The following is a 23,039-nucleotide window of genomic DNA, read 5'->3' as shown; positions in this document are numbered from 1 at the left end:
CAGCTTCGAATTTACGTAGTCCTTAAAATTGATTTTCAGCAGGCTAAATACTTCCTCTGCGCTAAGCGGTTGAATGTTGTTGATTGTAGTCATGAGTGATTTTAAAAATGGTAAGATGATAAGCCGAAAATTCAATACTTACCAATGTATTGGTACAACAACCCCGCCAGAATAAGGAGATCGAAATTGCCCGCCTGACCAGACGGGCAGGCAAGCGTACTTACACATACCCTAAACTCGGGCCCGCAAACCCTTGATCATTCCCTGCACCTGCTTTCCCAGTAGTCCGAAGATTAGACCGCCTATTATAAACAAAGAAGCCACAAGTTTCCATGAAGGGAGTTCTTCACCCAGATACAATGCTGAACTTAAAAATCCAATCACCGGAACTAAAAGCGTAAAAGGAACGACGGATGAAGTCGAATAGGACTTCATTAGAAAACCCCATGCGCCATAACCAACATGGGTTGAAACATAAACTATGTAGAAAACAGCCAGAATGGTATCCCAGGAAGAATTTTGTAGTGAAATCATGATTAAATCCGGACCATCGAAAAACAATGAAATAAGTAGCATGGGTGGAAATGCAAACAGGTTTCCCCAAACTACAAGCGCCAGAGGCGAATCAGAGTGGATTTTTTTTGTGAACATATTTCCTGCAGCCCAAGAAAATGCAGCAAGCAACATCAGAATCAGGCCTATGAAAGTACCCCCACTTTCAACATGAGTTCCAACAATCCCAATCCCTATAAATGAGATCAGAGAGCCCATAATCTTGAACGGGCTTGGCCGGTCGTGAAAGAATATAAAAGCAAGGCCGATTGAAAAGAATACCTGAATCTGAAGTACCAGGGACGCAAGGCCGGGCGACAAACCCATATGGATCCCGGTGAATAGCAGTCCGAACTGCATGGCGAAATTAAATAAGCCAAATCCTATGATCAATTTCAACGGAGCTTTTGGCCTCGGGAGAAAGAATACCCAGGGGAGAGCTGAAAGTCCAAATCGGATAGCACATAAAAGGAACGGGGGCAATGTTTTTAAGCCAATAAATACAGCAATAAAATTGACACCCCACATTAGTACAATCGAAAGTACTATGAGGATGTGTTTTGGTGTTAAATTGATGGTGTTTCCCATTATAATTAAGAAGCGGCAAAAGTACGAATAGGATTCATGGGAAGGAAGGATTACTGGATGTTTAGGAAAATAGGATGTATAAGAGAATAGGATGCAATGGATGATAGGATTCATAGGATTACAGGATGCAGAAGCTTTTCTAAAAATTACTAAATTTATTCAGCGGCAGCATCGTAAAAGCCATTGATAGTATTATTAATTTAGTTTTTGGATATTGCTAATCTGAGCGCGAGATATTAAATCCCAAATATTAAAAAACGTTATGGCAAAAAAACCAACCGATATTATGACTGAGGCCTCAGATTCATTTCCAATTAATGAACTTTTGGAAGCAAACCCCAGCTTCACCCGGCGCGAAATGCTGGGGATTACAGGCCTGGCTGGCTTGACAGTGATGGCCGGTAACGCGGCTGCCGCTTTTCCCCGAGCCCAGCAATCTCGCCCCCGAATTGCCGTCCTCGCTACCTATTGGGGTGCAACAAGATCTCACGCTGACTGGCTGGTAAATAAGCTGATCGATGGTTATTGGTGGCAGGGTGCTCATACCGAATCCCGGGTCGAAGTAGTGTCTCTCTACCTTCACCAGCATGATACAAGCCTGCTCGGACAGAAAGTGGCCAAAGCGAAAGGCATTCCCGTATTTAAAACAGCAGGTGAAGCGTTAACGCTTGGGGGCAAGGAGCTTGCAGTAGATGGGGTGGTCATAGTTGCAGAACATGGCAACTATCCAACCGATCTCAAGGGGCACTGGCTTCTGCCTCGATGGTGGATGTACAATCAGGTCATTCAGGTTTTCGAGCAAAGCAAGCGTTCGGTGCCAGTCTTTAACGACAAACATTTCTCCTACAACTGGGATGAAGCCAAGTGGATGTTTGACAAATCGCGTGAGCTTGGCTTTCCGTTAACCGGGGGATCACTCCTCCCGGTCTATTACCGGAAACCGGAGATAGAACTGGAGAATGACACCCCAATTAAAAACTCGATCGTAGTTGGAGCTGCACCTGATGAGGGAGCTATATTCCATTGTATAGAGCTGCTTCAAGCTTTTGTGGAGCGTCGTAAAGGGGGCGAAACAGGTATAAAGTCGGTACAATCCATCCGTGGGCCGGAAGCATTGAAATGGATCGAAGGCAATGCATGGGCAGGCAAATTGCTCAATGCAGTGTTGGCGAGTTTAAATTTCACGCGTGCTAGTGTTTTTGAGAATGTCCGCACAAACATCTGTGTCATTGAGTACCGGGATGGAACAAAGGCAGCTATAATTGGCAAAACGGGGCCGGAATGGACCTATGCAGGTGAAATTGAAGGGCGGAGTGAGCCAGCAATCGTTTCTTTGCTTGGCTTCGCGGGCGCTTTCGGTCAGTATCACGCCGGGAATGCCCAACCGCACTGGATCACAGAGATGATGGTGACCAGGAAAGAACCCTTTAACCCTGAACGTCTTCTGTTGACAACCGGCATAACCAACTATTACATGGAATCAAACTGGGAGAATGGTAAATACTCAGCCATTGGACGCCGCATCGAGACGCCATTTATGAATTTGACCTACCGCCCAACACGGGGAGCGCAATTTAACAAAGGAGTGCGGCCGCCGGAGAGACCGTATATTCGGGGGTTTGACCAGTAATCGGAGGTCGGAGGTCTGAGGTCGGAGGTCTGATGTCTGATGTCGGAGGTCTGATGTCTGAGCATATCCTTCAGACTCCATACTTCCGACTTCGAAACTAAAATAACAGAAATCTAAAAACATCTATGAAACGACGAACCCTTATAAAGACCCTATCCCTCCTCCCCCTGGCCGGGAGTTTTCCAATCGATTCCCTGTTAGCTGGACCGGCTCGAGGAATAAATATCCCTTTGAATTTGCAGAACAAGCCGATGCCAGAATTGCATCGCAAGGCATTTGTTATGGATGGCCACACCCACGTAATGACCCGCGAGCTTTTAATGGGGACAGATATCGGGCAACGTTATACAAATGGCAACGTGGACTTACCAAGAGCCAGAGAAGGTGGCGTGGACGCGATGTTTTTCTCAGTGTATACTCCCGAACACTATTATCCCGGCAGGTTTGAAGTGAAGAACACTTTCCGGGTTGTAAACCTGGCCTTAGACCAAATCAAAAAGAACAATTCGCAGATCGAACTCGCGCTTAATGCTTCTGATATACAGCGTATCAACAAAAAGGGTAAAATGGCGGCTTTCCTCGATCTTGAGGGACCCTGGGACCTGGACGGCGACATTAACCTCCTTCGGGCCCTCCATCGCCTGGGTCTGAGATCCATACAGCTTCCCGCACATAATACTACAAATGCTTTTATTGACACCTGCAACGACGTAAGCCGTTGGAATGGCATTAACGATCTCGGAAAAAAGATCATCCACGAAATGAATGACCTGGGAATGGTTATTAATATTGCTCATGCCTCGAACGCCGCTATTTTACAATCTGTTGAGGCAAGCAGACATCCGCTCATTTATAGTCATGGCGGATTTTATGGGATCGTGCCTCATCCGCGTTGTATTACCGACGAAGCCGCAAAGGCCATGGCGGCAAAAGGCGGGGTCATCGGTATCCATTTTGGAAGCCTCTTCAACAATCCAAAATACTGGGCCTGGCAACAAGGGCTGAAAACATCAAATGAGACCAAGCCTGCCACGGTTCAGGCAGCTCCTCTGAAGACAATTGAAGAAGTAGATAAAGCAGTGCTTAAAGAAGTTCCTCTCAGCTTCAAGGGAATCATCCCTGACGAATATTGGATGCAAGTAGATCAGCTGGCGAAAGTAATAGATTATGGTGTAAGATTAGTTGGCGAAGACCACATGGCATTGGGTTCGGACCTGGATGGCGGACCGGAATTGCCCAGGGAAATTAAAGACATCAGCGATTATCCGCAAATCACCATGGCGATGCAAAGGCTTGGATATACAGATCAGCGAATCAAAAAGATCCTTGGATTAAACTGGCTCCGGGTTATTAGGGAGGTTACCGAGGGAAAATAATGTGTTTAGATGCCCGTGCAAATAAGCATAGATCTAAAAAGACCTTTTTATCGTAATTCGAAATGAAACCATTTACTCTATTTATATTGATTATCACTGCGTTAATTTATACCAGAAACATTGTTTTAATTCAGCATTACTTTTTGTGCACTGCTGGTACAGGTTCGGGTTGCGGAGGTTTAATAATTGAATAAATGAATCCATCATCAACATGTTTAATCCTTTTTGTCAGATCCCCTGTGCTTGGGAAGGTAAAAACCCGGTTGGCCGCGACTATTGGTGAAAAGCAAGCTTTAATGATATATGAGCTTCTGCTAAAGCATACACATGATATAACGGCAAGTTTAACATGTACAAAATATGTCTATTATGCAGACGAAGTTAGTCCCGTTGATTTATGGGATGAGGGAAATTTCATCAAAACTGTCCAGAAAGGAAATAACCTTGGCGTACGCATGCAAAATGCTTTCCACGCTGCTTTTGATGGAGGCCATCAACGCGTTGTGATTATTGGAAGTGATTGTTACGAACTTGATTCAGAAATGATTATCAGGGCATTTAACTTCCTCAACCATAATGATGCAGTGATTGGCCCGGCAGAGGATGGCGGTTACTATCTGCTTGGTTTAGCGAAATCGTTTCCAGCTATTTTTGAAGGGAAAATATGGAGTACGCATTCAGTTTGCGCTGACACGATAAAGGATCTGGAAAGTAAGAGTATGTCATACAAGCTACTTCCTACACTCAATGATGTAGATGAAGCGGCTGACCTTGAACGAAGTAAAATACGACTTAGCGATAATCCAGCATCGCCTGATAGGCTGTAACCATACTTTCTTGTGAAGCTCCTGACTTATACATCCGGATTATTTTATAATTTGCCATTTGAATAGTAAGCCAGGAATTGGTCTCGTATTTTCTGGCAGAAATAAGAGCAGCCTTCCTGAAAATCTTATATTGTCTGTTTTTTCTCGTACGGGAACAAAACTCAAACTCTTCCATAATCTTAAGTGAATTGTTGAATCCTCCTGATTCCTGAAATAGCTTTTTGGTTATGAATAAAGTTTGGTCGCCGCCCATACCTTCAAGCGTATCGAAGCGACTCAGTAAGGAATTTATTTTCAACAACCAACTTTTACTTTGATATGCCGATCGGTAGCGTCCCAGATCATAGCCCTCATCAATAGCTGACATGATATCGGTGGCGTAGCTGCGGGGCGGCAGAGTATCGGCATGGACAAAATAAAAAATCTCGCCTGTAGCTAATGATGCTCCATAATTCATTTGAGAAGCTCGCCCCCTATCAGGTGAATTTACAGTGCGAGCACCGGCGCTGATGGATAAAGCCAGAGTTTCATCCTGACTGCCGCCATCGCAAACAATTATCTCTTTCAGCAATTCTGTCCCGGTTTCGGATAGATATTTTACAAGGGATGAAATCGCTGGAGCTTCGTTCAATGTTGGAATTATAACACTTATGCTCATAGGCAAGAAATAATCTTAACCGAATTACGTAAATTAAAATGTAAAAAAATGGTAAGCGCAAATTTCATGCGAAAGTCATTACATACGATGAACTTGTAAAGCCCTATAAAGAAGTGGCAAACTAATTCTGCTCCTTAAGCCAACTAAGAGTTTTTTGCAAGCCGACTTTTAATGGTGTAATGGAATATTCAAGCTCGCTGCGTGCTTTTTCTGAAGAAACCAGCCAATTTTTAGAATATTTCCGAACGAATGGCGGTGTAATTAATGGATGCTTACCAATTGTATTTGCTATTCCAAGCTGCAGGTACGACAATAAAAGCAATATGGGCAGAGGTACGCTGTAAAGCTTTCGGCTCTCGCCGCTGAGCTCATCTATCATCCGAAAAAATTCATTGTAAGAGGCATTTTCCCCTCCAAGTAGATATCGTTCTCCTGGTTTCGCATATTTCATCGCTTTCAGAAACCCGGCGATCACGTCGTCGATGTAAACATAGTTTCCTATGCTTTCTCCACTGCCAGGTTTGATATTCCATTTTCCATTAACATACATTTTAATAAGTCTTGTAAAACCGTTACTCTCCGTTAGTAACCCCGGGCCATACACTCTGCTTGGATTTACAATGATTACCTGAAGTCCCCGCCCGACAAATTGCTCAGCCACATTCTCAGCTTTCAATTTGCTTGCTTCATACATTGTCGCCAGTTCGGGTAAACGATTAGTAGTTTCAGCAACAGGCTTGCCGTCAAGGGAATGACCCACGACACCGGCGGTAGACGTAAAAAGAACCTTTTTGACATCCAGACTTATACAACATTCCAGAACGTTCTGAAGACCATCCACATTCAACCGGTTAAACATTGTGGAATCTCTATTCCACACCGAAGCAAGGGCAGCAAGGTGATAGGCTTCCTCACAAGTATTTAAGGCTTCCCTTATCGATTGGATATCTAATATACTGCCGTGAAAAAGCTTAATATTTGGATGTTTTAAAAGCTTCTCAGCCTTTGGCACGTCCCGCACAAGAGCATGTATAATATTCCCTTTTTCTGCCAGATTCAAGGCGAGAATTTGCCCCAAATATCCGGTTGCTCCGGTGATAAAGATTCTTTTCATAAAACGTTCTTAATATACCAGAAGATTTAATTTGAAACATCTATAAGATTAAAAAAATAAGAACCTCATCCCTACCTATCAATTTTAAACCCCATCAGAAATCGAAAATTTCTTTTCAGATTCCACAATATTTATGAACTTTGGATTGCTGAATATACTTTTGATAAAATAAGAAAACAAAAACTTGTTTCAGTACTTTAAAAGGATGTCTTTGCTCTCATCTGATTTTCTAATTCAAGGGCGAAAGGAATAAACTCGTTAACCTATGGAGACCATTACAAGTCTAAAAAAAGAAATATCAGCTTTAAAAAAAGAAATCAATCAGTTAGAACTTACGGAAAGATTAGCAACTGTCAAAAATGACGAACAATCAGAATATCTGGACTCTCAGGCACGCTTCCGTACGGTATTCGAATCTTCCAGGTTAGGAAATAAAATAATCTCTTCAGATTTAACGATCATAGAAATAAATCCTGCATTAGTAGAGTTATTGGGATATGACAGTAAGGATGAACTAATTGGGACAAAAATACTTGACTTTTCTCCCTATGAACATCATCAACATTGGCAGTCGCTTCAGGAAAATCTTTGGAATAAATCTTCACCCTCTTTTAAGCTCGAAACGTGTCTGAAAAAGAAAGATGGAAGTCTAATCTGGTGTAATGTAAATTCAATTCTTTTTGAAGACAAAAACGAAACCTTAGGTTTCACTATAATTGAAAATATTACGGTTAAGCGTGAAATCCGATTACATAAGAATGAATTTATTAACATCGCCAGCCATGAATTGAAGACTCCTTTAACGAGTTTAAAAGCCGTAGTCCAGCTATTCAACAAGTTATTATTAAAGGATACAAGAATAAACAATAAAGTTCTCGGTCTAGCAAAAGACGCAGAACGGTATATTGAAAAGCTTAATCATTTGGTTGAAGATCTTTTAAATGCTACAACACTTGGTGAAGGACAGTTGATTTTAAATAAAAAACGATTTTCATTAAAAGGGCTTATAGATGGATGCTGTAGTCACATCCGATTAAACGGGTACAATAAAATTATACATACTGGCAATCATGATGTAGAAGTGCTCGCTGATAAACACAGAATAGATCAGGTACTGATAAATTTCCTAAACAATGCCGTAAAGTTCGCGCCACACTCAAAGAAAATTATAATCAATGTTGATGATCTGGGAGATAAGATCAAAGTTTCCGTAATCGACCATGGCAAAGGCATTTCTCCTGAATTTGTGCCATTTTTATTTGACCGATATTATAGTGTCGATGAAAATCTAGCATTCACCCCGGGTTTTGGTCTTGGCCTGTTTATCTCAGCGGAGATTATCCGCAAGCATGGTGGCCAGGTCGGCGTAGAAACAATAATCGAAAAGGGTTCAACATTTTGGTTTACACTACCTAAAAGGTTTGAAGTTTAAACTGCAGCTAAGACTTATTAATGTAGATTAATGGTGTTAACTGAGCCGATTGTTCCTGTGTGCTCAGACGACCTTCCCTGCAGTGCTTCAAGCTATTTACCATTGGTTAGCTCAGCCTTCAAAATATAGAAAATAATACAGTAAACTCCGATCTGCATCATTAAAAGATAGAAGGAACTATTTACCAAGGCTCCGCTATAAGTGTCGAAAGCAGGTGCCTGGAGCCATTTATAATAAAATGCATTAGCTGGTAACAAAAAATACTATTCGGCGTACAAAACTTTTGTACCAGTAATCAGTTACATTTATAACGGAGCCTGACCAGCTTTTCACGTAGTTAAAACGGAGCTTCTTGATGAATTTTACAAGCCTGAAAGCCATTTTCGACGCTTCCCCCAGCCCGCTTCTCATTCTTTTGCCCGATTTTCCCCGATTCACAATCGTATGTGCCAATAAAGTATATTGTAAGCTTACAAACACCCCGGCTAGCCAGTTGATTAATAAGGAGCTATTTGAAGCCTTCCCGGAAAATCCAAACGATCCCGAAGCGAACGGTAAAGAAAACCTGACTTCATCATTGAATCAAGTAATTGCTACGAAGAATGCTCACAGAATGGAAACTCAGAAATACGATGTTCCTGTTCCGGGCACCCAACATTTTGAAGAGCGATACTGGAGTCTGGAAAATATTCCCGTTTTAAATGATAATGGCGAGATTGTTTACATTATGCATAGCTTAAGCGACGTAACCGAAAAAAAAGGTTTGGAACAAGCCTTTGATGTTGAAAGGCAGCGGTTTCACGACTTGTATTCGCAAGCGCCATCTTGCATGGGAATTCTAAAGGGACCTGACCATGTATACGAACTTGCCAATCCCCTCTATTTAAAGTTAATTGATAAGAAAGATATAATCGGCAAAACTGTGAAAGAAGTTTTGCCCGAATTGGAAGCACAGGGAATTTTTAAGTTTCTGGATAACGTTTATCAAACCGGGAACACATTTTCAGCAACTGAAATGCTTGTGCAATTTGATTTTGATGGGAATGGTAAACTGGTTGATACTTACCTGAATTTTATATATCAGGCCCACCGAAATAATGAAGGGCAAATCGATGGCATTCTTTTCTTTGCGATAGATGTAACTGAGCAGATTTTATCGCGTAAGAAGATACAATCAAGTGAAAATCGCTTTAAAACATTAATCCAGGAAGGTTCTGATCTAATCAGTATCATTGATGAAGACCTGAACTATATATATTTAAGTCCGGCCTATACCAAAGTGCTCGGAATCAAACATGAGGATTTGATAAGCACCGCTCTCATTGACCGAATTCATAAGGATGACCTGGAAATAGTAAATCAAACCTCGGAACGATTGGCGAACGAAAAACGCGTACAATTTTTGCCGTTCAGATATAAAGTTGACGAAGATGAATACCGCTGGTTGGAAACTATCGCAACCAATCTGTTGGATGATCCTACAATTAAGGGAATTCTTTTTAATTCAAATGATATTACAGAGCGTATGAATTACATTCAGGAGGTTGAAGAACAGAATAAGAATTTAAAAGAAATCGCCTGGATACAATCTCATCTTGTCAGAACTCCCGTAGTTCGGATTTTGGGATTGATCGATCTTATAAACAATCATAAGGATAACATCGACCTGGCAGAAATGTTGAGTTATATTTATGACTCAACTCAGGACCTTGATCGTATAATCAAAGAGATCGTTGACAAAACTCAAAAAATTGATTTGTAATACCAGCTTCAAGTTCATCCTTTTGAACTTTTATTTAAAACGTATGTATGAACCGACAATGTCACTTAAACCTTTAATGTCTGGCTTCAAATTATTTTTTTAGGATGCTTGGGACTCTTCCCATTCATCTTTCGTTAATAAAATCGCTATTTTTTCAGGGCTGCTATTCCGAACTACTTGTCCTCCGATATAATCATTAAAGAAAAGTGAAGAGTTTTGCTCATCGTTTCTGCATGTTCATTCAGCAAATATAGAATCTTGCCTTTTGGTTTTAGCTCCCTAATCAAACTTCAATTGACATTTATTATAACCCGATCTATATTTAATTGAGAAATAAGCCTTCTTTAAATTCCATATTTATTATCTTTAATACGGTCTCCTTAATCATCCCCTATGAAAACAGCGCACATCATTCTACTGTGTATGTCTGCAGCCTTGATCGCTCTGCTCTGCTCCTGCTCAGGCGGAAAATCTACAAGCGCCGATGAACCGGTAAAAGATACGGACCTTAAAACCGGCGACGTGGCCTGGTGCGGCCCGCCTCAAAAAGAATTTGGTTCGGTAGATTTTGCAACTTCGTGTTCAGAGAAAGTAAAAAAGGATTTCAATATGGGCCTCGCTCTTCTCCACTCTTTCGAATATGATGAAGCAGAAAAAGCATTTGCCAGAGTCATTCAGATAGAACCGGATTGCGCGATGGCTTACTGGGGAATGGCGATGTCAGCCTATCATATGCTCTGGGCCCCTCCATCGCAATCAGAGTTAATCAAAGGTGCCAAAGCAATTGCTGTGGCTCAACGGATAAGCAAAAAGACCAAACGCGAGTCGGAATACATCAATGCCCTCGCAGCGTTCTATGCCGATTGGGATACGAAAGACCATAAAACCCGCACGCTTGCTCACGAAAAAGCTATGGAAAAGAACTACCTCAGCCATCTGGGCGACAGGGAAGCTGCAATTTTTTATGCGCTGTCGCTGGATGCATCGGCCAGCCCTTCCGACAAAACGTTTAAAAATCAGAAGAAAGCATTCCGCATTCTGAGCTCGCTGTATCCCGGTCAGCCGGATCACCCGGGGATTGTTCATTACATAATTCATAGCTATGATTATCCTGAACTGGCACTAGAGGCTTTACCGGCAGCCCGAAAGTATGCCTCTATCGCCCCTTCTTCCGCCCATGCTCAGCATATGCCCTCTCATATTTTCACACGGCTCGGCCTTTGGGAAGAGAATATCAAATCTAACCTCATTGCGACATCATCCGCCAAATGTTATGCTGAAAACGCTGGTCTTAAAGGACATTGGGATGAGGAGCTGCATGGCATGGATTACCTGATGTATTCCTATTTGCAGCAGGGCGACAATAGGCTCGCAAAAGGACAATTAGATTATCTGAAAACAATCAAGGAGGTCAGCCCGGTGAATTTTAAAGTGGCTTATGCCTATGCTGCCATACCCGCCCGGTATGTGCTGGAAAATAAGAACTGGAAAGAAGCTGCCGAGATGAAATTATTGCCGGAAGCTTTTCCTTGGGAGCAATATCCCTGGCAAAAAGCAATCGTCCAATTCACCCGTACCCTGGGTTTGGCTAACATCGATAAGATTCCTGCGGCTAAAGCAGAGCTCCGGCGGTTGAGCATATCACATGATACCCTGACCAGCCGCGGATTGACTTATGAGGCGAACCAGGTGAAAATCCAGTTAACTTCGGCCGAAGCCTGGATCTTGTTTAAAGAGGGAAAAAATAATCAGGCATTAAAGATGATGACACTCGCGGCAAACATGGAGGATCAAACGGAGAAACACCCCGTTACTCCCGGGGAAGTCGTGCCTGCGCGCGAATTATTAGGCGAAATGCTGCTCCAGATGAATAAGCCTGATGAAGCTTTAACTGCCTTTGATGCTAATCTTAAAAAACACCCCAATCGCTTAAACGGTTTATACGGTGCTGCTGTGGCAGCAGAGCAAAGAGACCCCGCAAAAAGCGTGATGTATTTTAAGAAACTTGCAGACATTGCTGGCTCTGTGAATTCTGATAGAATGGAAGTGATAAAAGCGAAGGCGGCGGTAAAGACGGGAAACTCAATAACTAATAATTGATATTATACCTGGATTTACACTAAGGTGCCCTTAGCCTTGTGGAAATCTTGTTCTTTGTTCATCGTTCAAATAAATAAAAACTTTTAGCAGAGTCTTTATACTTACCGCCTATTTCGCGTTCGGTGTACTGCCAATCGTCATCGGCTTCACCATACTTGCGGCGCCATTCGGGATTTGAACCCAATAACTGTAGTGCACCAGTGTTTGTGTTTCAAAGCAACAGTAAGCTTGCCCGGCTTTTTCAATGCTAAGGCGGGGCGTCCTTAGCGGTCAGCGTATCCGATACGGGTTGCCGGTTACCAGGGGCTAGTTGGCTTTGCTGGTTACCAGTTGCCTTTACCTTTACCAGTTACCAGTTACCAGCCGATAGCTATCGGCTTGCCAGGCTGGACGGACAAGCAGGAAGATTTCGTTCACAGCTCATAGTCACCATACGCAATCTTGATACTTGATTTTAATTCACCATAGGCTAAAATTTAATTGTTTATATATCAAACTCATACCGGTACAATTCCTCGCAACACCATTCTACAATGCCTCCTTTCTAAATCATGTATTCACTTCATTCTTTCTGCTTCATACTTCAGACCTCAGTCCTCAAACCTCCGACTTTTCATTCACTAAGGATTCACTAGTGGTTCACTAAGCGTTCACTATGGTTTCACCCGTCAAATAGCCCCCCACTTCATACCTCCGACTTCAGACCTCAGCCTTCCGACTTCCGGCTACCCTAAGATAACGCAAAATACCCCTGCTAGACACTTAAAAATCACTTTTACCATATTTTCAAGGCCGGTGAATGCGCAATTATCAATTTCGTAAGGCTGGCAAAACGGCGATTGCGAAATCCGCAACCGTAGCACATGCCGTATTATGAAATTCGTAATGGAAGAAGTCAGGTTTTGAAGGAAATAAATGAAAAAGATGGAGAAATTCTGCGTAAAATTGGGCTTCCCTTCATACCCTTTGTGGTCTTTGTGTTTAAGCCCTTCTATTGCCGTACTCTAACCGGATACGGTGGCCTTACGGGCCTTACCGGCGGATTTTTCTCTAATTCACTTAATGCAATGGCAATAGCCCTGTCAAGTTGAGGATCTTTACCTGCAATCACGTCTGCCGGAGTTTGTTCTACCTCGATATCAGGGGCAACCCCAACATTTTCAACGATAAAACCATCGTTCGTCCAGATTGCAAGGTTTGGCGCGGTTACCCCGCCCCCGTCAATAAACTCCGGAAAGCCAAGTATGCCGACCAGCCCGCCCCAGGTGCGCTTCCCAACAATGGTGCCCACGTTAAATTTCTTGAACATCCATGGCAGCATATCACCGCCGGAACCCGCTGTTTCGTCAATGATCATAATTTTTGGCCCCTGGATGGAGGCAGAGGGTGTCTTAAGATCTGCACCATATCGAAGGTTCCAGTGTGCCTGATAAGGATTTTGAAGTAAATTAATGTAATAATCAGCAAGTTGTCCGCCACCGTTAAAACGCTCATCAACGATGATTGCGGGTCGGTTAGCCTGCGGATAGAAATAGCGTTTGAAATACTCATGACCTGCTCCTGCAGTGTTAGGCACATACACGTAAGCTACTCTACCTTTTGTAGCATCTGTCACCTTTTTAAGGTTGCCTTCCACCCAATCCCGGTTGCGTAATGCACTCTCATTTGCAAGGGGGACAACTTTCACCACCCTAGACCCCTGCATTCCGGGATTTGGCCCAACAGTAAGTTCAGTGATTTTATCAGCAGTATTTTCGAAGAGTTGGTAAAAATTATCCGTCACCGCCAGGTCTTTTCCGTTAACCGCAAGAATGTACTCGCCAGCGCGTACATTCACACCTGGTTCAGTGAGCGGTGAGCGAAGATTTGGGTTCCAATTCAGTCCGCCATAGATCTTTTTAATTCGATAATGGTTATTTTCTACGACATAATCAGCTCCAAGCAGTCCACCGGCTACAGATGCAGGCTGATACAATCGATCTCCGGGATTTGTAAGTCTGTGATGACCCACGGCCAGCTCGCTACACATCCATTCAATGAGCGTATTCAGATCGCTGCGGGAAGCGAGATCCGGAAGGAACGCTGCATATTTCCTTTTGATGGCCGCCCAGTCAGCGCCCTGCATTCCGGGATCATAAAAATAATCCCTGTTCACACGCCAGGCTTCATCAAATATCTGCGGCCATTCTTCTACCGGATCAATTTTCACCTGAATGGCATCCATGTTTACCGGGCCCTTTCCGGCCTCAGGCTTTTCACCGGCATTACTTACATAAAGCTTCTGGCTATCAACGTAAATCATTTTTTTGCCATCTGCAGAAAGGGCGTAGCTGTACATTTCAGCAACCTCGCTATCTGCCCGTTTTTTGAAGCTGTAGCGACGCATTTTCTGTGTCCCTTCAGCATCCAGGTAAAGCAAATCTCCGTCGGCGGTAACAGACAGTCCGATATAATTTCCGGCTTTCACCGGCACATCAATGATCCGATTCTGTATGCCTTCCCAATCTACCCGAAAATCTTTTGACGGTTCCATAGTGGTAGTCTTCACCGTTTTCTTTCCATCACCCGTAGATGTAATCACCGTTACGGAATCTACTTTTACCTTTTCCTCATCGTTCTCTTTTTGAAGCGGCGAGATTGTTTCCTTCTGAAGCGTCAACAGGTAAATTGAGCTGGTTTTACGCGTATCTGCATTCGACTGGTCGAACCAGTTGATCACAGGACCTGCATTTGTGGATGCAAGAAAATACAGATACTTTCCGTCACGACTGAATTTAGGTTCATCTACATCGCTCAAGCCGTCCGTTACCGGATATGATTTCTGCTCATTTGCAGAATAGAAATACACCCGTTTAAATTGTGTGTTACCGACTACCGTATACGAAAGCCATTTCGAATCCGGCGACCAGTCGCTGGACAGATCACGGTAAGGGCCCGGTATATATAATTCATCGGAAGCAACTTTTTTAATGGAGCCATCCGCTACCGTTAGCACGTATAAGTTGCGTCCGTTATCCGAGAAGGCAATCTTTTTTGAGTCTGGCGACCATCTTGGGAAGGCGTAAAAACCCGCTCCATTCAGTTTAAGTTTTTTCACATCTCCTTTTCCATCCTGCATCTGCAGGTGCATTGCATATTCTCCGGACGCATCCGAGAAATAAGAGATCCACTTACCGTCAGGCGACCATGCCGGAAAGGTTTCATGTACGCCAGCGGTTGCTGTAATATTGCGGTAATCGCCTTTTTGGGCTGGAACCGTTAGGATGTCTCCACGAAAATCTGCCACGGCACGCATCCCGGATGGGGAAATATGGTAGCTCCGGATATATTTTCCGCCCGATACGAAACGGGAACGCATTTCAGCAAGATCAGCAGCAATTCCAATGGTTAGCTTTTTTACGCCTGACGCCGGATCCAGCAGATGAAGGTAGCCGGCCTGTTCAAAGATAACTTTGCCATTTCCGCCGGACGCATTGATCACCGGAAAATCAGAGAAGTTAGTCAGTTTCTTTGTAGTTTTTGCGGATACATCGTAAGCATAAATATTAAACTCCCCGTCACGATCACTGCGGAAGTAAACCATGTTGCCCATCCACATCGGACCGGTATCGTTAGAGCCGGTTGCCGGTTTGGGGATGGTAACCACGCTATTATCCGCCATCGAAAATAGATTAATGGTCGTGTGCGATCCTCCACGGTAGTTTTTCCATTGTTTAAAAGGGTCAGAAAGTGGGGTATAAGCCATGTATTTCCCATCGGGCGACCAGCTGGCATGATTGGCGTTCGGTATTACGAGCTGCGTTTCCTGTCCGCCGCCAATGGGAACAGAAAATAACTGAGTATACCTGTTGGTAAACACTGCCCTCGAAGAACTAAATAACACCGTCTTTCCATCCGGAGAAAAAGCCTTTACCAAATCAGCTCCCGGGTGGTAAGTCAGGCGTTTAGGCACGCCGCCCAGTGTTGGAATGACATACACATCGGTATTACCATCGTATTGCCCGGTGAAAGCGATCGTCCTGCCATCCGGCGAGAAAAAAGGACTTGATTCCACACCCGGGTTAACAGTGAGCCTGCGTGGATGCGAACCATCGGAGTTAGCCGTCCAAAGGTCTTCCGCATATATGAATGCGATGGCATTAGAGCTAAGGGCCGGCTGGGACAGCATTCGTGTATTTGTAACATCAATTGCAAAAGAGTTTTGAACGCTGCCAAGAAGCAATGCGCAGATCCCAAAGAAATTGCACGGAGTAAAATTTTTGGTCATAAGATTTAGCTTATTTAGGTGATACTATGATAATTATTGAACAATAAGGAATTTCCAAAAAGTTCTTTAAAGACTAAATGCGATGTAGTTCCCTCCAGGTTTTTGTCCTCGTGCGCCGCCTGCTGCAATAACTACATACTGCTTTCCATCAATGCTATAGGTAATTGGCGTAGCAAAACCACCTGCAGGTAACTGGTATTCCCATAAAACTTTTCCGGTCTTTTTGTCGAATGCACGAATCCGTTCATCCTTTGTTCCAGCGATGAACACAAGCCCTCCGGCCGTTGCAATTGGTCCACCATAACTTTCCGTTCCAGTTATTGGAATTCCTTTTTTAGTCAATTCCGGATACTCGCCCAGTGGAACTCTCCACAAGTACTCTCCCGTGCCAAGGTTAATGGCATTTAATGTTCCCCAAGGTGGTTTTGTGCCCGGATAGCCATTTTGATCAACCAGCTTTTTCCAAACTTTAGGTATATAAGCTGGCTGGAATCCGAACTGCTTAGGTTTAGATTTTTTTGTTAAGTTTTCAGCATGTTCACTTTCTTGCTGTGTTGGTCTAGCGCTTCTGGGATTATGCAAGTAGTCTGCAATGGCCACGCGATCTGATTCTGATAACTGTTGGAAAGATGGCATCCTGCCTACACCGGATTTGATGGTATTTGAAATTTGCGATATAGACAACTTTTGTTCTATCCTTTCCAGATCAGGGAATTGTGTTCCGTTCCCCTTCCTGTCCTGACCATGGCATGACGCACAATTTGTAAGATATAACGCATTTCCATAAGAAGCCGAAGCAATCAGCTTATTCCGGCTAAGTGTATCTAACATTTCCAGGATCCAGGGCTCATCATTAGAATTCTGATATAAGATATCCTCCGGATCTATCGCGTTTCCTCCCCATTCAGCACCACCACTATAGCCAAACAATAAAGTCCCCTGTACGCTCGGTGGAGCAAATTTATTATCAGTCCGGTATTTTTTAAAAAGGTCTTTCACAAAAGCGTTTGATTCCGGCGAAATATCGGTTAGGTCATTTTCAGTGAGTGTTTGATGTGAGAACGATGCAGGCTTTAAAGGAAATTTCTGTAGTGGCCATGGAAATTCTCCAGGTAAACCATCAACGGGGACCGCCCGCTCTTCCACAGGAAAAATAGATATCCCCTTATCACGATCCAGCACATATACCTGACCATCTTTTGTTGCCTGAACAACTACATCACGCATTTTACCATTATGTTTAATGGTCGTAAGATTTGGAGGAGTGGGATGATCCCGATCCCATAGGTCGTGAGCTATGGTTTGATAATACCACTTCATTTTCCCACTCTCAGCATCAAGTGCCATAATGCTGTTCGCAAAGAGATTACGCCCTTTCCGGTCGCCGCCATAAAAATCAGATGATGGAGATCCTGTGCCAAAATAAACTACCCCGCGTTTTTCGTCCAGAACGATTCCACTCCAGCTATTAGCTCCTCCGATTTTCTTGTACGCATCTTTAGGCCAGCTATCATATCCAAATTCACCAGGATGCGGAATTGTGTGAAAAACCCACTTTAACTTCCCACTAATGACATCGAAAGCACGAATATAGCCAGGGGCTGCATCCCCGGCTTCTGAAACACTTGAACCAATGACGAGTGTGTTTTTATGAATTACGCCAGGGCTGGTTGCACTTACAGAAAGTGAACTAACATCGGTATCAAGACCATCAGATAGTCCTTCATGGAGATCAACAAGTCCATTGTTCCCAAAGGAAGTCACCACTTTTCCCGTTTGTATGTTTACCGCATATAATGAAGAACCAACGGTATATAGAATCCGTTTGTCTGATCCCCTTTCCCAGTACATCACACCTCGGCTACTATTAAAACGTTCTTCGCCCCTGACGGGTTTGAACAGCCAAATTTCCCTGCCGGTTGCTGCGTCTAAAGCAAACAGCTTTAACTCAGGAGTAGTGCCATACAATACGCCGTTCACCACTATTGGCTGGCACTGAATTGCCTTTACACTTTGAGTAGGATTGCTAAGATCCGGCTTCTCTGCTGCATTATACATCCAGGCCACTTTTAGCTTTGTCACATTCCCGGTATTGATTTGATCAAGGGGAGAATAACGATTCCCTGCTTTATTGCCGCCATATACAGGCCAATCCTTTCCGGTCTTTAGGATTAAATTAGATCCAGTAAAAGCAAAAACAAGAAGGACATAAAAAACAGCAAGCAGAAGTAGTTTTTTCCTATTCATCAATACAAGTTTTCCTAATTAACTATATGTTCTGTCGTGGGAACGCCTGTCATTCCATTCATCCGTAGGAGCAAAATAACTTTTATCTCTAGGGTGTAAATGTTGTTTAAGCACATCTTCATTAAGTTCGATACCCAGACCAGGAGCAGTAAGCGGAACCGGAGCATAACCCTTATCAATGAGCTTTCTACCATCGGTTGTCTTTACTAAACTTTCCCACCATGGAATATCAACAGAATGGTGTTCTAAAGCTAAAAAGTTCTGAGTTGCAGCCGCGCAATGTACGTTGGCCATAAAGGAAACTGGTGTTCCAGCCTGATGCATTGCCATCGCAACACCAAATTCTTCCGCATAATCCCCAATGCGTTTTGTTTCGAGCAAGCCACCTGAAGAGGCAAGATCAGGATGAATAATATCAACTGCCCCTGCATGAATGAGAGGTTTAAAATCTTTTAACAGGTATATATCCTCACCAGTCATTGTTGGCGTTTCCAAAGCATCAGTAATTGTTTTCCACTGTTCGGTTGATTGCCATGGCACCATATCCTCGAACCATGCCAGGCGATACTTTTCCAAAGCCTTCCCTAGTCTAATGCTATTATTAAGGTCAAAATGTCCATAATGGTCAGTCGAAAGAGGAACCTCATAACCAACCATATTTCTGACATTTTCAACTATTTGCGCTAATTCTTCCAGGCCCTTTTCGGTTATTTGAATTTGAGTAAAGGGATGGGCTGTATTTCCATAAGACATCGGATTATCCTGATCTCCCCATTGCGCCAAATCGCCTCTGGAGTTTTCCCAGAATTTTGAGTTTACTAGTGTTCCCGTTTTCCCTTTAAGTTCACTAATGGAAACGTCCATTTTAAGCCATGTATAGCCTTGATCGAATATTCTATATTTTATCAGTTTCTCCTGTTCCGCCGGTGAGTTGGCTTCTGGAGTATCGGCATACAATCTTATCTTGTCACGATAACGGCCACCTAAGAGTTGCCAGGCAGGTACATTATAAGCTTTTCCGCAAATATCCCACAAAGCCATTTCAATTGCACATACTCCTCCAGCTTGTCTGGCCGGCCCACCAAATTGTTTGATGATCTTGAAGATCATTTCTACGTTACAAGGGTTACGTCCCAGAATCCGACTCTTCAGCATTAAGGCATACCGGGCGTCTGCAGCATCCCTTACTTCTCCTAATCCGTAAATCCCCTGATTGGTTTCTATTTTAATAATCGCTGTTCCGCCCATCACATTGGTTAGGCAATACCTCATATCTGTAATCTTCAAATCTGACGGACTGGAAGATCTTTGAACATTTTGGGTAGTTTCAGCAATGGTATCCTCAATGGATAGACTGAACAAACCGCCAAGTGCTATACCACCTAAAGCCGTTTTTTTAAGAAAATCCCGACGGTTACTGCCAGTATCAGGACTGTCGATTTCAGCCTGGCGCGATACAGTGTAAGCTTTCTCTTCTTCTTTGTTTTTGGAAATTAATTGCTGTAAGGTATTTTTCATAATTTTTCTATTGTGGATTCATAAAATATCAATGGTTCTTACCCAAATAAGTATCTAGTTGTTCAGGAGTGTACATCGTCTTTTTAGGGTATTTAGCCAGCCAAGCTCTGAATTCATTTTTTATTCCCATTGTCCAGTCTCCATGGATTTCTCCAGAAAGGTACTTACCTTGCTTAAGCAATAAGCGTTCAAACTCATCGCGCAGACCAGTAAGTTCATTTGCCTTAACGAGGGCTTCAACAAGATGAGCTGGAATAAAGACCACACCGTAATCATTTGCAAACACTATATCCCCCGGAAATACGGTAACTTCTCCGATACGGATCGGTGCGTTGATAGCTGTTGGTGTCATGTCTTTAATGAAAGAAGGGTCATGTCCCTTTACCCAGGCATTAAAGCCTTCAGTATCTCTCAACTCTTGCATATCCCTGATAGATCCATTAAATATTACCCCATTGCCCGTTTTGGCATAAATAGAATTTCCAAGGCTAGATCCAATTAGTGTCCCATCTTTGCCTTTTCCAAAACCGTCAGCTACATATATATCGCCCTTTGTTAAAATATCAATCGGCCAGATATTATACCCTCCTTTTTGAGAACGACCTTCAGCTCTCCCCTGTGCTTTTACCAAAGTATCGAGGTCTGGGCGAGAAGGCATAAATTGAGCTGTAACCACACGTCCCACCATAGTCTTTCCGGTTTTAAGGATAATCCAATTTTTCTCAACCTGATTACGGTAACCCTTATTTGAAAGATATCCCCATATCTGTTCGAGAGTATTGTACTGCAAACGATCAAGTAATAGATCAGAGACGTTCGGACGTCCATCAGCGAAACGCTCCCCTTTCCATAATGAGGTAAGGGCGGTAACATGCTCAGGAGTTGAACCTAATCTTTGGGCATTAACAAATAAGCTATTCGCGATAAATAGCAGAATTAAAAACACTTTTTTGTTCATAATAAGTTTGATTTAAAGTTGACAATTTCTAACTCCGGCGCTTTCCCTCTTTAACAACAGCTTCAGCAAGACCGCGGATGTAACCGATTGCAAAAAGATTTCCTAGTGTCATATAGCCCGGAGTAGTATTTAGCTCCCCCGCCATAGTCGGTACATGATCAGGACGAATAGCTCCCTTAAAACCAATATCATAGTAGGCTTTCATTGCTGCATACATATCAATCTGGCCTTCATCATGAAATGTTTCTGTGAACTTCGTGCTTGGTAGCACACCACTCAAGTCCTGAACGTTTCTAAAATGCACAAAATGAATCTTGCCGGCTTTGCCCCACCTCCGAATTAAAGCTGGTATATCTGTACCCATCAGAGAAAAATTCCCCTGACACATCGTAACTCCATTAAAATCACTTGGCATTATCTTTAGCATCCGGTCGAAATTTTCTACCGTATTCATAATTCGTGGGATGCCCTGAATTTTTTGAACCTGGGGATCATCCGGATGTAAAGCTAGCTTCATTTCAATTTTCTCAGCTTCAGGCACTACTGCTTTGAGAAAGTATTCAAGATTCTTCCACATAGATTCGTGGGAAATATCACCATACTTGGTTAAAGGCTTATCTTTGATCTGATCGTAGTCGAAGGCTGTCATCAGCGCTCCACCTCTTCCTGGTCGGTCCATTTGGGTGCGAGCCCAGCTTACAACAGGCATCCAGTTATAACAAATTACATCAACTCCGGAACGTTTTAGATTTTTCATGAAGCTAATGAAGTTTGCAATCTCCTCATCCCTTCCCTCCAGGCCAAGTTTTGTTTTTTCACCTAACGTAGGGGGACCTTCAACAACATTATAATTTAATCCGACATTTTTCCATGCTTCCCTAACTCCCATAATGGCATTATATTCCCAAGGTTTCTCTGTCATGCCGGGATTAAGACGCATATCAATGCCCGCTATTGCGCCCAGAGCATCCATTTGCTTCGCTAGTTCTATCAATTGCTTATTGGCTTGCATCCCTGAGAAATAGGCATTACTCATTTGCATTCCTGCATCCTTCACCATCGATTTCAAACCCACTGTCTTTTCCACGCTCTTAGCAATTGGATGTGACAATGCGGTTTCTATTCCCCCTACCGAAAGTGCAGCTGCGATGCACGCACTTTTTTTAAGAAAATCTCGCCTGTTATCTGTCATAATAGTCGTTTATATGAAGAATATAATATCTTTTAATTTAGGCAAAAAAGAGCTCCATAATTCAATAAAAATTCTAAATAAAATCAAAAAAAAAATTACCGCTCTCTACAGAGCCGTCAAGCGCTTTAGTCAAAGAAATTCTTATCCTCTTCGCTCAAATACTTCTTTGCTTCTTTCACAATAAAATTAACACCTAATCCCGGTCTATCCCATACGTCAATAAGACCGTCCTTTACAATTGGATTAGGCAGGCCTTCTACTATATCATACCAAAATGGGGCTGCTTGCGTATATTCAAAGGCAATGAAGTTCTCCGGCATCGTTGCGCCAACCTGCACGTGTGCAGCAAGACCAAGAAGTCCGTTGAATGTTCCATGAGGAGCTATTTTTATTCCATAAAGGTCGGCATGTTGAGCAACCCATTTCAACTCTGAAATCCCTCCCATATCTGCCGGATCGGGTCCCAGAATATCAATGGCATACCTGTCTATCAACTCGCGGAAATTTTGCCTTAAATAGATCTGTTCGCCGGTGAATATTGGCACTGACGTACTTTCTGTAAGTTGGCGGTAGTCGTCTGCTGTCACATAGGGGGTATAATCACCTGTTAGAGAATCGAAAAGTAAATCAGGTAAAATTCTGCGTGAAATCTACCTTTACCTGTCAGGCTTGCAAATTTCCCCTCTAAAACCGGGTCATTTTTCCAAATTGAACGATAGCTCTCCTACTTCATGACTAATGCTTCCTGCTTCAATCACTCCACGCACAAAGCAGCAAAACCCGTTCATTTAATAGTCAAACCCGCACGGATACGCACC

The 23,039-nt window shown here is 43.1% G+C and carries 15 protein-coding genes; 6 read left to right on the top strand and 9 right to left on the bottom strand.

What is annotated here, in order from left to right; all coding sequences use genetic code 11:
- Positions 1-231 precede the first annotated feature (231 nt).
- Complete coding sequence (locus ACLL8Z_RS11280) at positions 232-1,140, bottom strand: EamA family transporter (protein ID WP_411274891.1); 909 nt, start codon at positions 1,138-1,140, stop codon at positions 232-234.
- Positions 1,141-1,402: 262 nt separating this feature from the next.
- Between ACLL8Z_RS11280 and ACLL8Z_RS11275 the strand changes: the two genes are divergently transcribed.
- From ACLL8Z_RS11275 to ACLL8Z_RS11265, 3 genes are all read left to right on the top strand, one after another.
- On the top strand, positions 1,403-2,770 hold the full coding sequence (locus tag ACLL8Z_RS11275) for a hypothetical protein (RefSeq protein ID WP_411274890.1): 1,368 nt from the start codon (positions 1,403-1,405) through the stop codon (positions 2,768-2,770).
- 125 nt (positions 2,771-2,895) lie between these two features.
- Positions 2,896-4,146, top strand: a complete 1,251-nt coding sequence (locus ACLL8Z_RS11270) for a dipeptidase (protein ID WP_411274889.1) — start codon at positions 2,896-2,898, stop codon at positions 4,144-4,146.
- Positions 4,147-4,340: 194 nt separating this feature from the next.
- Positions 4,341-4,973, top strand: a complete 633-nt coding sequence (locus ACLL8Z_RS11265) for a TIGR04282 family arsenosugar biosynthesis glycosyltransferase (protein ID WP_411274888.1) — start codon at positions 4,341-4,343, stop codon at positions 4,971-4,973.
- Here ACLL8Z_RS11265 and ACLL8Z_RS11260 read toward each other — a convergent pair.
- Both ACLL8Z_RS11260 and ACLL8Z_RS11255 read right to left on the bottom strand, forming a co-directional pair.
- Positions 4,939-5,631: a TIGR04283 family arsenosugar biosynthesis glycosyltransferase gene (locus ACLL8Z_RS11260; protein ID WP_411274887.1), complete on the bottom strand. Its 693-nt coding sequence runs from the start codon at positions 5,629-5,631 to the stop codon at positions 4,939-4,941. The genes ACLL8Z_RS11265 and ACLL8Z_RS11260 overlap by 35 nt on opposite strands.
- A gap of 121 nt (positions 5,632-5,752) precedes the next feature.
- A complete protein-coding gene (locus ACLL8Z_RS11255; protein WP_411274886.1) occupies positions 5,753-6,745 on the bottom strand; it encodes an NAD-dependent epimerase/dehydratase family protein in 993 nt (330 codons plus the stop codon).
- Between the two features lie 265 nt (positions 6,746-7,010).
- Between ACLL8Z_RS11255 and ACLL8Z_RS11250 the strand changes: the two genes are divergently transcribed.
- From ACLL8Z_RS11250 to ACLL8Z_RS11240, 3 genes are all read left to right on the top strand, one after another.
- The gene (locus ACLL8Z_RS11250; protein ID WP_411274885.1) at positions 7,011-8,177 is read left to right on the top strand and encodes an ATP-binding protein; all 1,167 of its coding nucleotides are present in this window, start codon (positions 7,011-7,013) and stop codon (positions 8,175-8,177) included.
- 355 nt (positions 8,178-8,532) lie between these two features.
- Entirely contained in the window at positions 8,533-9,939 is a 1,407-nt protein-coding gene (locus ACLL8Z_RS11245) for a PAS domain-containing protein (protein WP_411274884.1), read from the top strand.
- Between the two features lie 393 nt (positions 9,940-10,332).
- Positions 10,333-12,039 carry a hypothetical protein gene (locus tag ACLL8Z_RS11240; RefSeq protein WP_411274883.1) on the top strand — a complete coding sequence of 569 codons (1,707 nt, stop codon included), beginning with the start codon at positions 10,333-10,335 and terminating at the stop codon, positions 12,037-12,039.
- Between the two features lie 991 nt (positions 12,040-13,030).
- Here ACLL8Z_RS11240 and ACLL8Z_RS11235 read toward each other — a convergent pair.
- The 6 genes from ACLL8Z_RS11235 to ACLL8Z_RS11210 all read right to left on the bottom strand — a co-directional run bounded on the left by ACLL8Z_RS11235 (position 13,031) and on the right by ACLL8Z_RS11210 (position 22,808).
- Positions 13,031-16,306, bottom strand: coding sequence for a PDZ domain-containing protein (locus ACLL8Z_RS11235; protein ID WP_411274882.1), 3,276 nt, complete (start codon positions 16,304-16,306; stop codon positions 13,031-13,033).
- 66 nt (positions 16,307-16,372) lie between these two features.
- Complete coding sequence (locus tag ACLL8Z_RS11230; RefSeq protein ID WP_411274881.1) at positions 16,373-18,553, bottom strand: PQQ-binding-like beta-propeller repeat protein; 2,181 nt, start codon at positions 18,551-18,553, stop codon at positions 16,373-16,375.
- 18 nt (positions 18,554-18,571) lie between these two features.
- The gene (locus ACLL8Z_RS11225) at positions 18,572-20,071 is read right to left on the bottom strand and encodes a mandelate racemase/muconate lactonizing enzyme family protein (RefSeq protein WP_411274880.1); all 1,500 of its coding nucleotides are present in this window, start codon (positions 20,069-20,071) and stop codon (positions 18,572-18,574) included.
- A gap of 28 nt (positions 20,072-20,099) precedes the next feature.
- Positions 20,100-21,029, bottom strand: coding sequence for an RraA family protein (locus ACLL8Z_RS11220; RefSeq protein ID WP_411274879.1), 930 nt, complete (start codon positions 21,027-21,029; stop codon positions 20,100-20,102).
- A gap of 28 nt (positions 21,030-21,057) precedes the next feature.
- Positions 21,058-22,221 carry a mannonate dehydratase gene (locus ACLL8Z_RS11215; RefSeq protein ID WP_411274878.1) on the bottom strand — a complete coding sequence of 388 codons (1,164 nt, stop codon included), beginning with the start codon at positions 22,219-22,221 and terminating at the stop codon, positions 21,058-21,060.
- Positions 22,222-22,346: 125 nt separating this feature from the next.
- Positions 22,347-22,808: an enolase C-terminal domain-like protein gene (locus ACLL8Z_RS11210; protein ID WP_411274877.1), complete on the bottom strand. Its 462-nt coding sequence runs from the start codon at positions 22,806-22,808 to the stop codon at positions 22,347-22,349.
- Positions 22,809-23,039: the final 231 nt, after the last annotated feature.

This window comes from Daejeonella sp. (genome assembly GCF_046590655.1).
Lineage (GTDB): Bacteria > Bacteroidota > Bacteroidia > Sphingobacteriales > Sphingobacteriaceae > Daejeonella.
This window is presented reverse-complemented; position numbering and strand designations above follow the sequence as displayed.

Bases quoted from the DNA above. Each gene is read 5' to 3' on its own strand.
- ACLL8Z_RS11280 (WP_411274891.1), bottom strand. From the start codon at position 1,140: ATGGGAAACACCATCAATTTAACACCAAAACACATCCTCATAGTACTT.
- ACLL8Z_RS11275 (WP_411274890.1), top strand. From the start codon at position 1,403: ATGGCAAAAAAACCAACCGATATTATGACTGAGGCCTCAGATTCATTT.
- ACLL8Z_RS11270 (WP_411274889.1), top strand. From the start codon at position 2,896: ATGAAACGACGAACCCTTATAAAGACCCTATCCCTCCTCCCCCTGGCC.
- ACLL8Z_RS11265 (WP_411274888.1), top strand. From the start codon at position 4,341: ATGAATCCATCATCAACATGTTTAATCCTTTTTGTCAGATCCCCTGTG.
- ACLL8Z_RS11260 (WP_411274887.1), bottom strand. From the start codon at position 5,631: ATGAGCATAAGTGTTATAATTCCAACATTGAACGAAGCTCCAGCGATT.
- ACLL8Z_RS11255 (WP_411274886.1), bottom strand. From the start codon at position 6,745: ATGAAAAGAATCTTTATCACCGGAGCAACCGGATATTTGGGGCAAATT.
- ACLL8Z_RS11250 (WP_411274885.1), top strand. From the start codon at position 7,011: ATGGAGACCATTACAAGTCTAAAAAAAGAAATATCAGCTTTAAAAAAA.
- ACLL8Z_RS11245 (WP_411274884.1), top strand. From the start codon at position 8,533: ATGAATTTTACAAGCCTGAAAGCCATTTTCGACGCTTCCCCCAGCCCG.
- ACLL8Z_RS11240 (WP_411274883.1), top strand. From the start codon at position 10,333: ATGAAAACAGCGCACATCATTCTACTGTGTATGTCTGCAGCCTTGATC.
- ACLL8Z_RS11235 (WP_411274882.1), bottom strand. From the start codon at position 16,306: ATGACCAAAAATTTTACTCCGTGCAATTTCTTTGGGATCTGCGCATTG.
- ACLL8Z_RS11230 (WP_411274881.1), bottom strand. From the start codon at position 18,553: ATGAATAGGAAAAAACTACTTCTGCTTGCTGTTTTTTATGTCCTTCTT.
- ACLL8Z_RS11225 (WP_411274880.1), bottom strand. From the start codon at position 20,071: ATGAAAAATACCTTACAGCAATTAATTTCCAAAAACAAAGAAGAAGAG.
- ACLL8Z_RS11220 (WP_411274879.1), bottom strand. From the start codon at position 21,029: ATGAACAAAAAAGTGTTTTTAATTCTGCTATTTATCGCGAATAGCTTA.
- ACLL8Z_RS11215 (WP_411274878.1), bottom strand. From the start codon at position 22,221: ATGACAGATAACAGGCGAGATTTTCTTAAAAAAAGTGCGTGCATCGCA.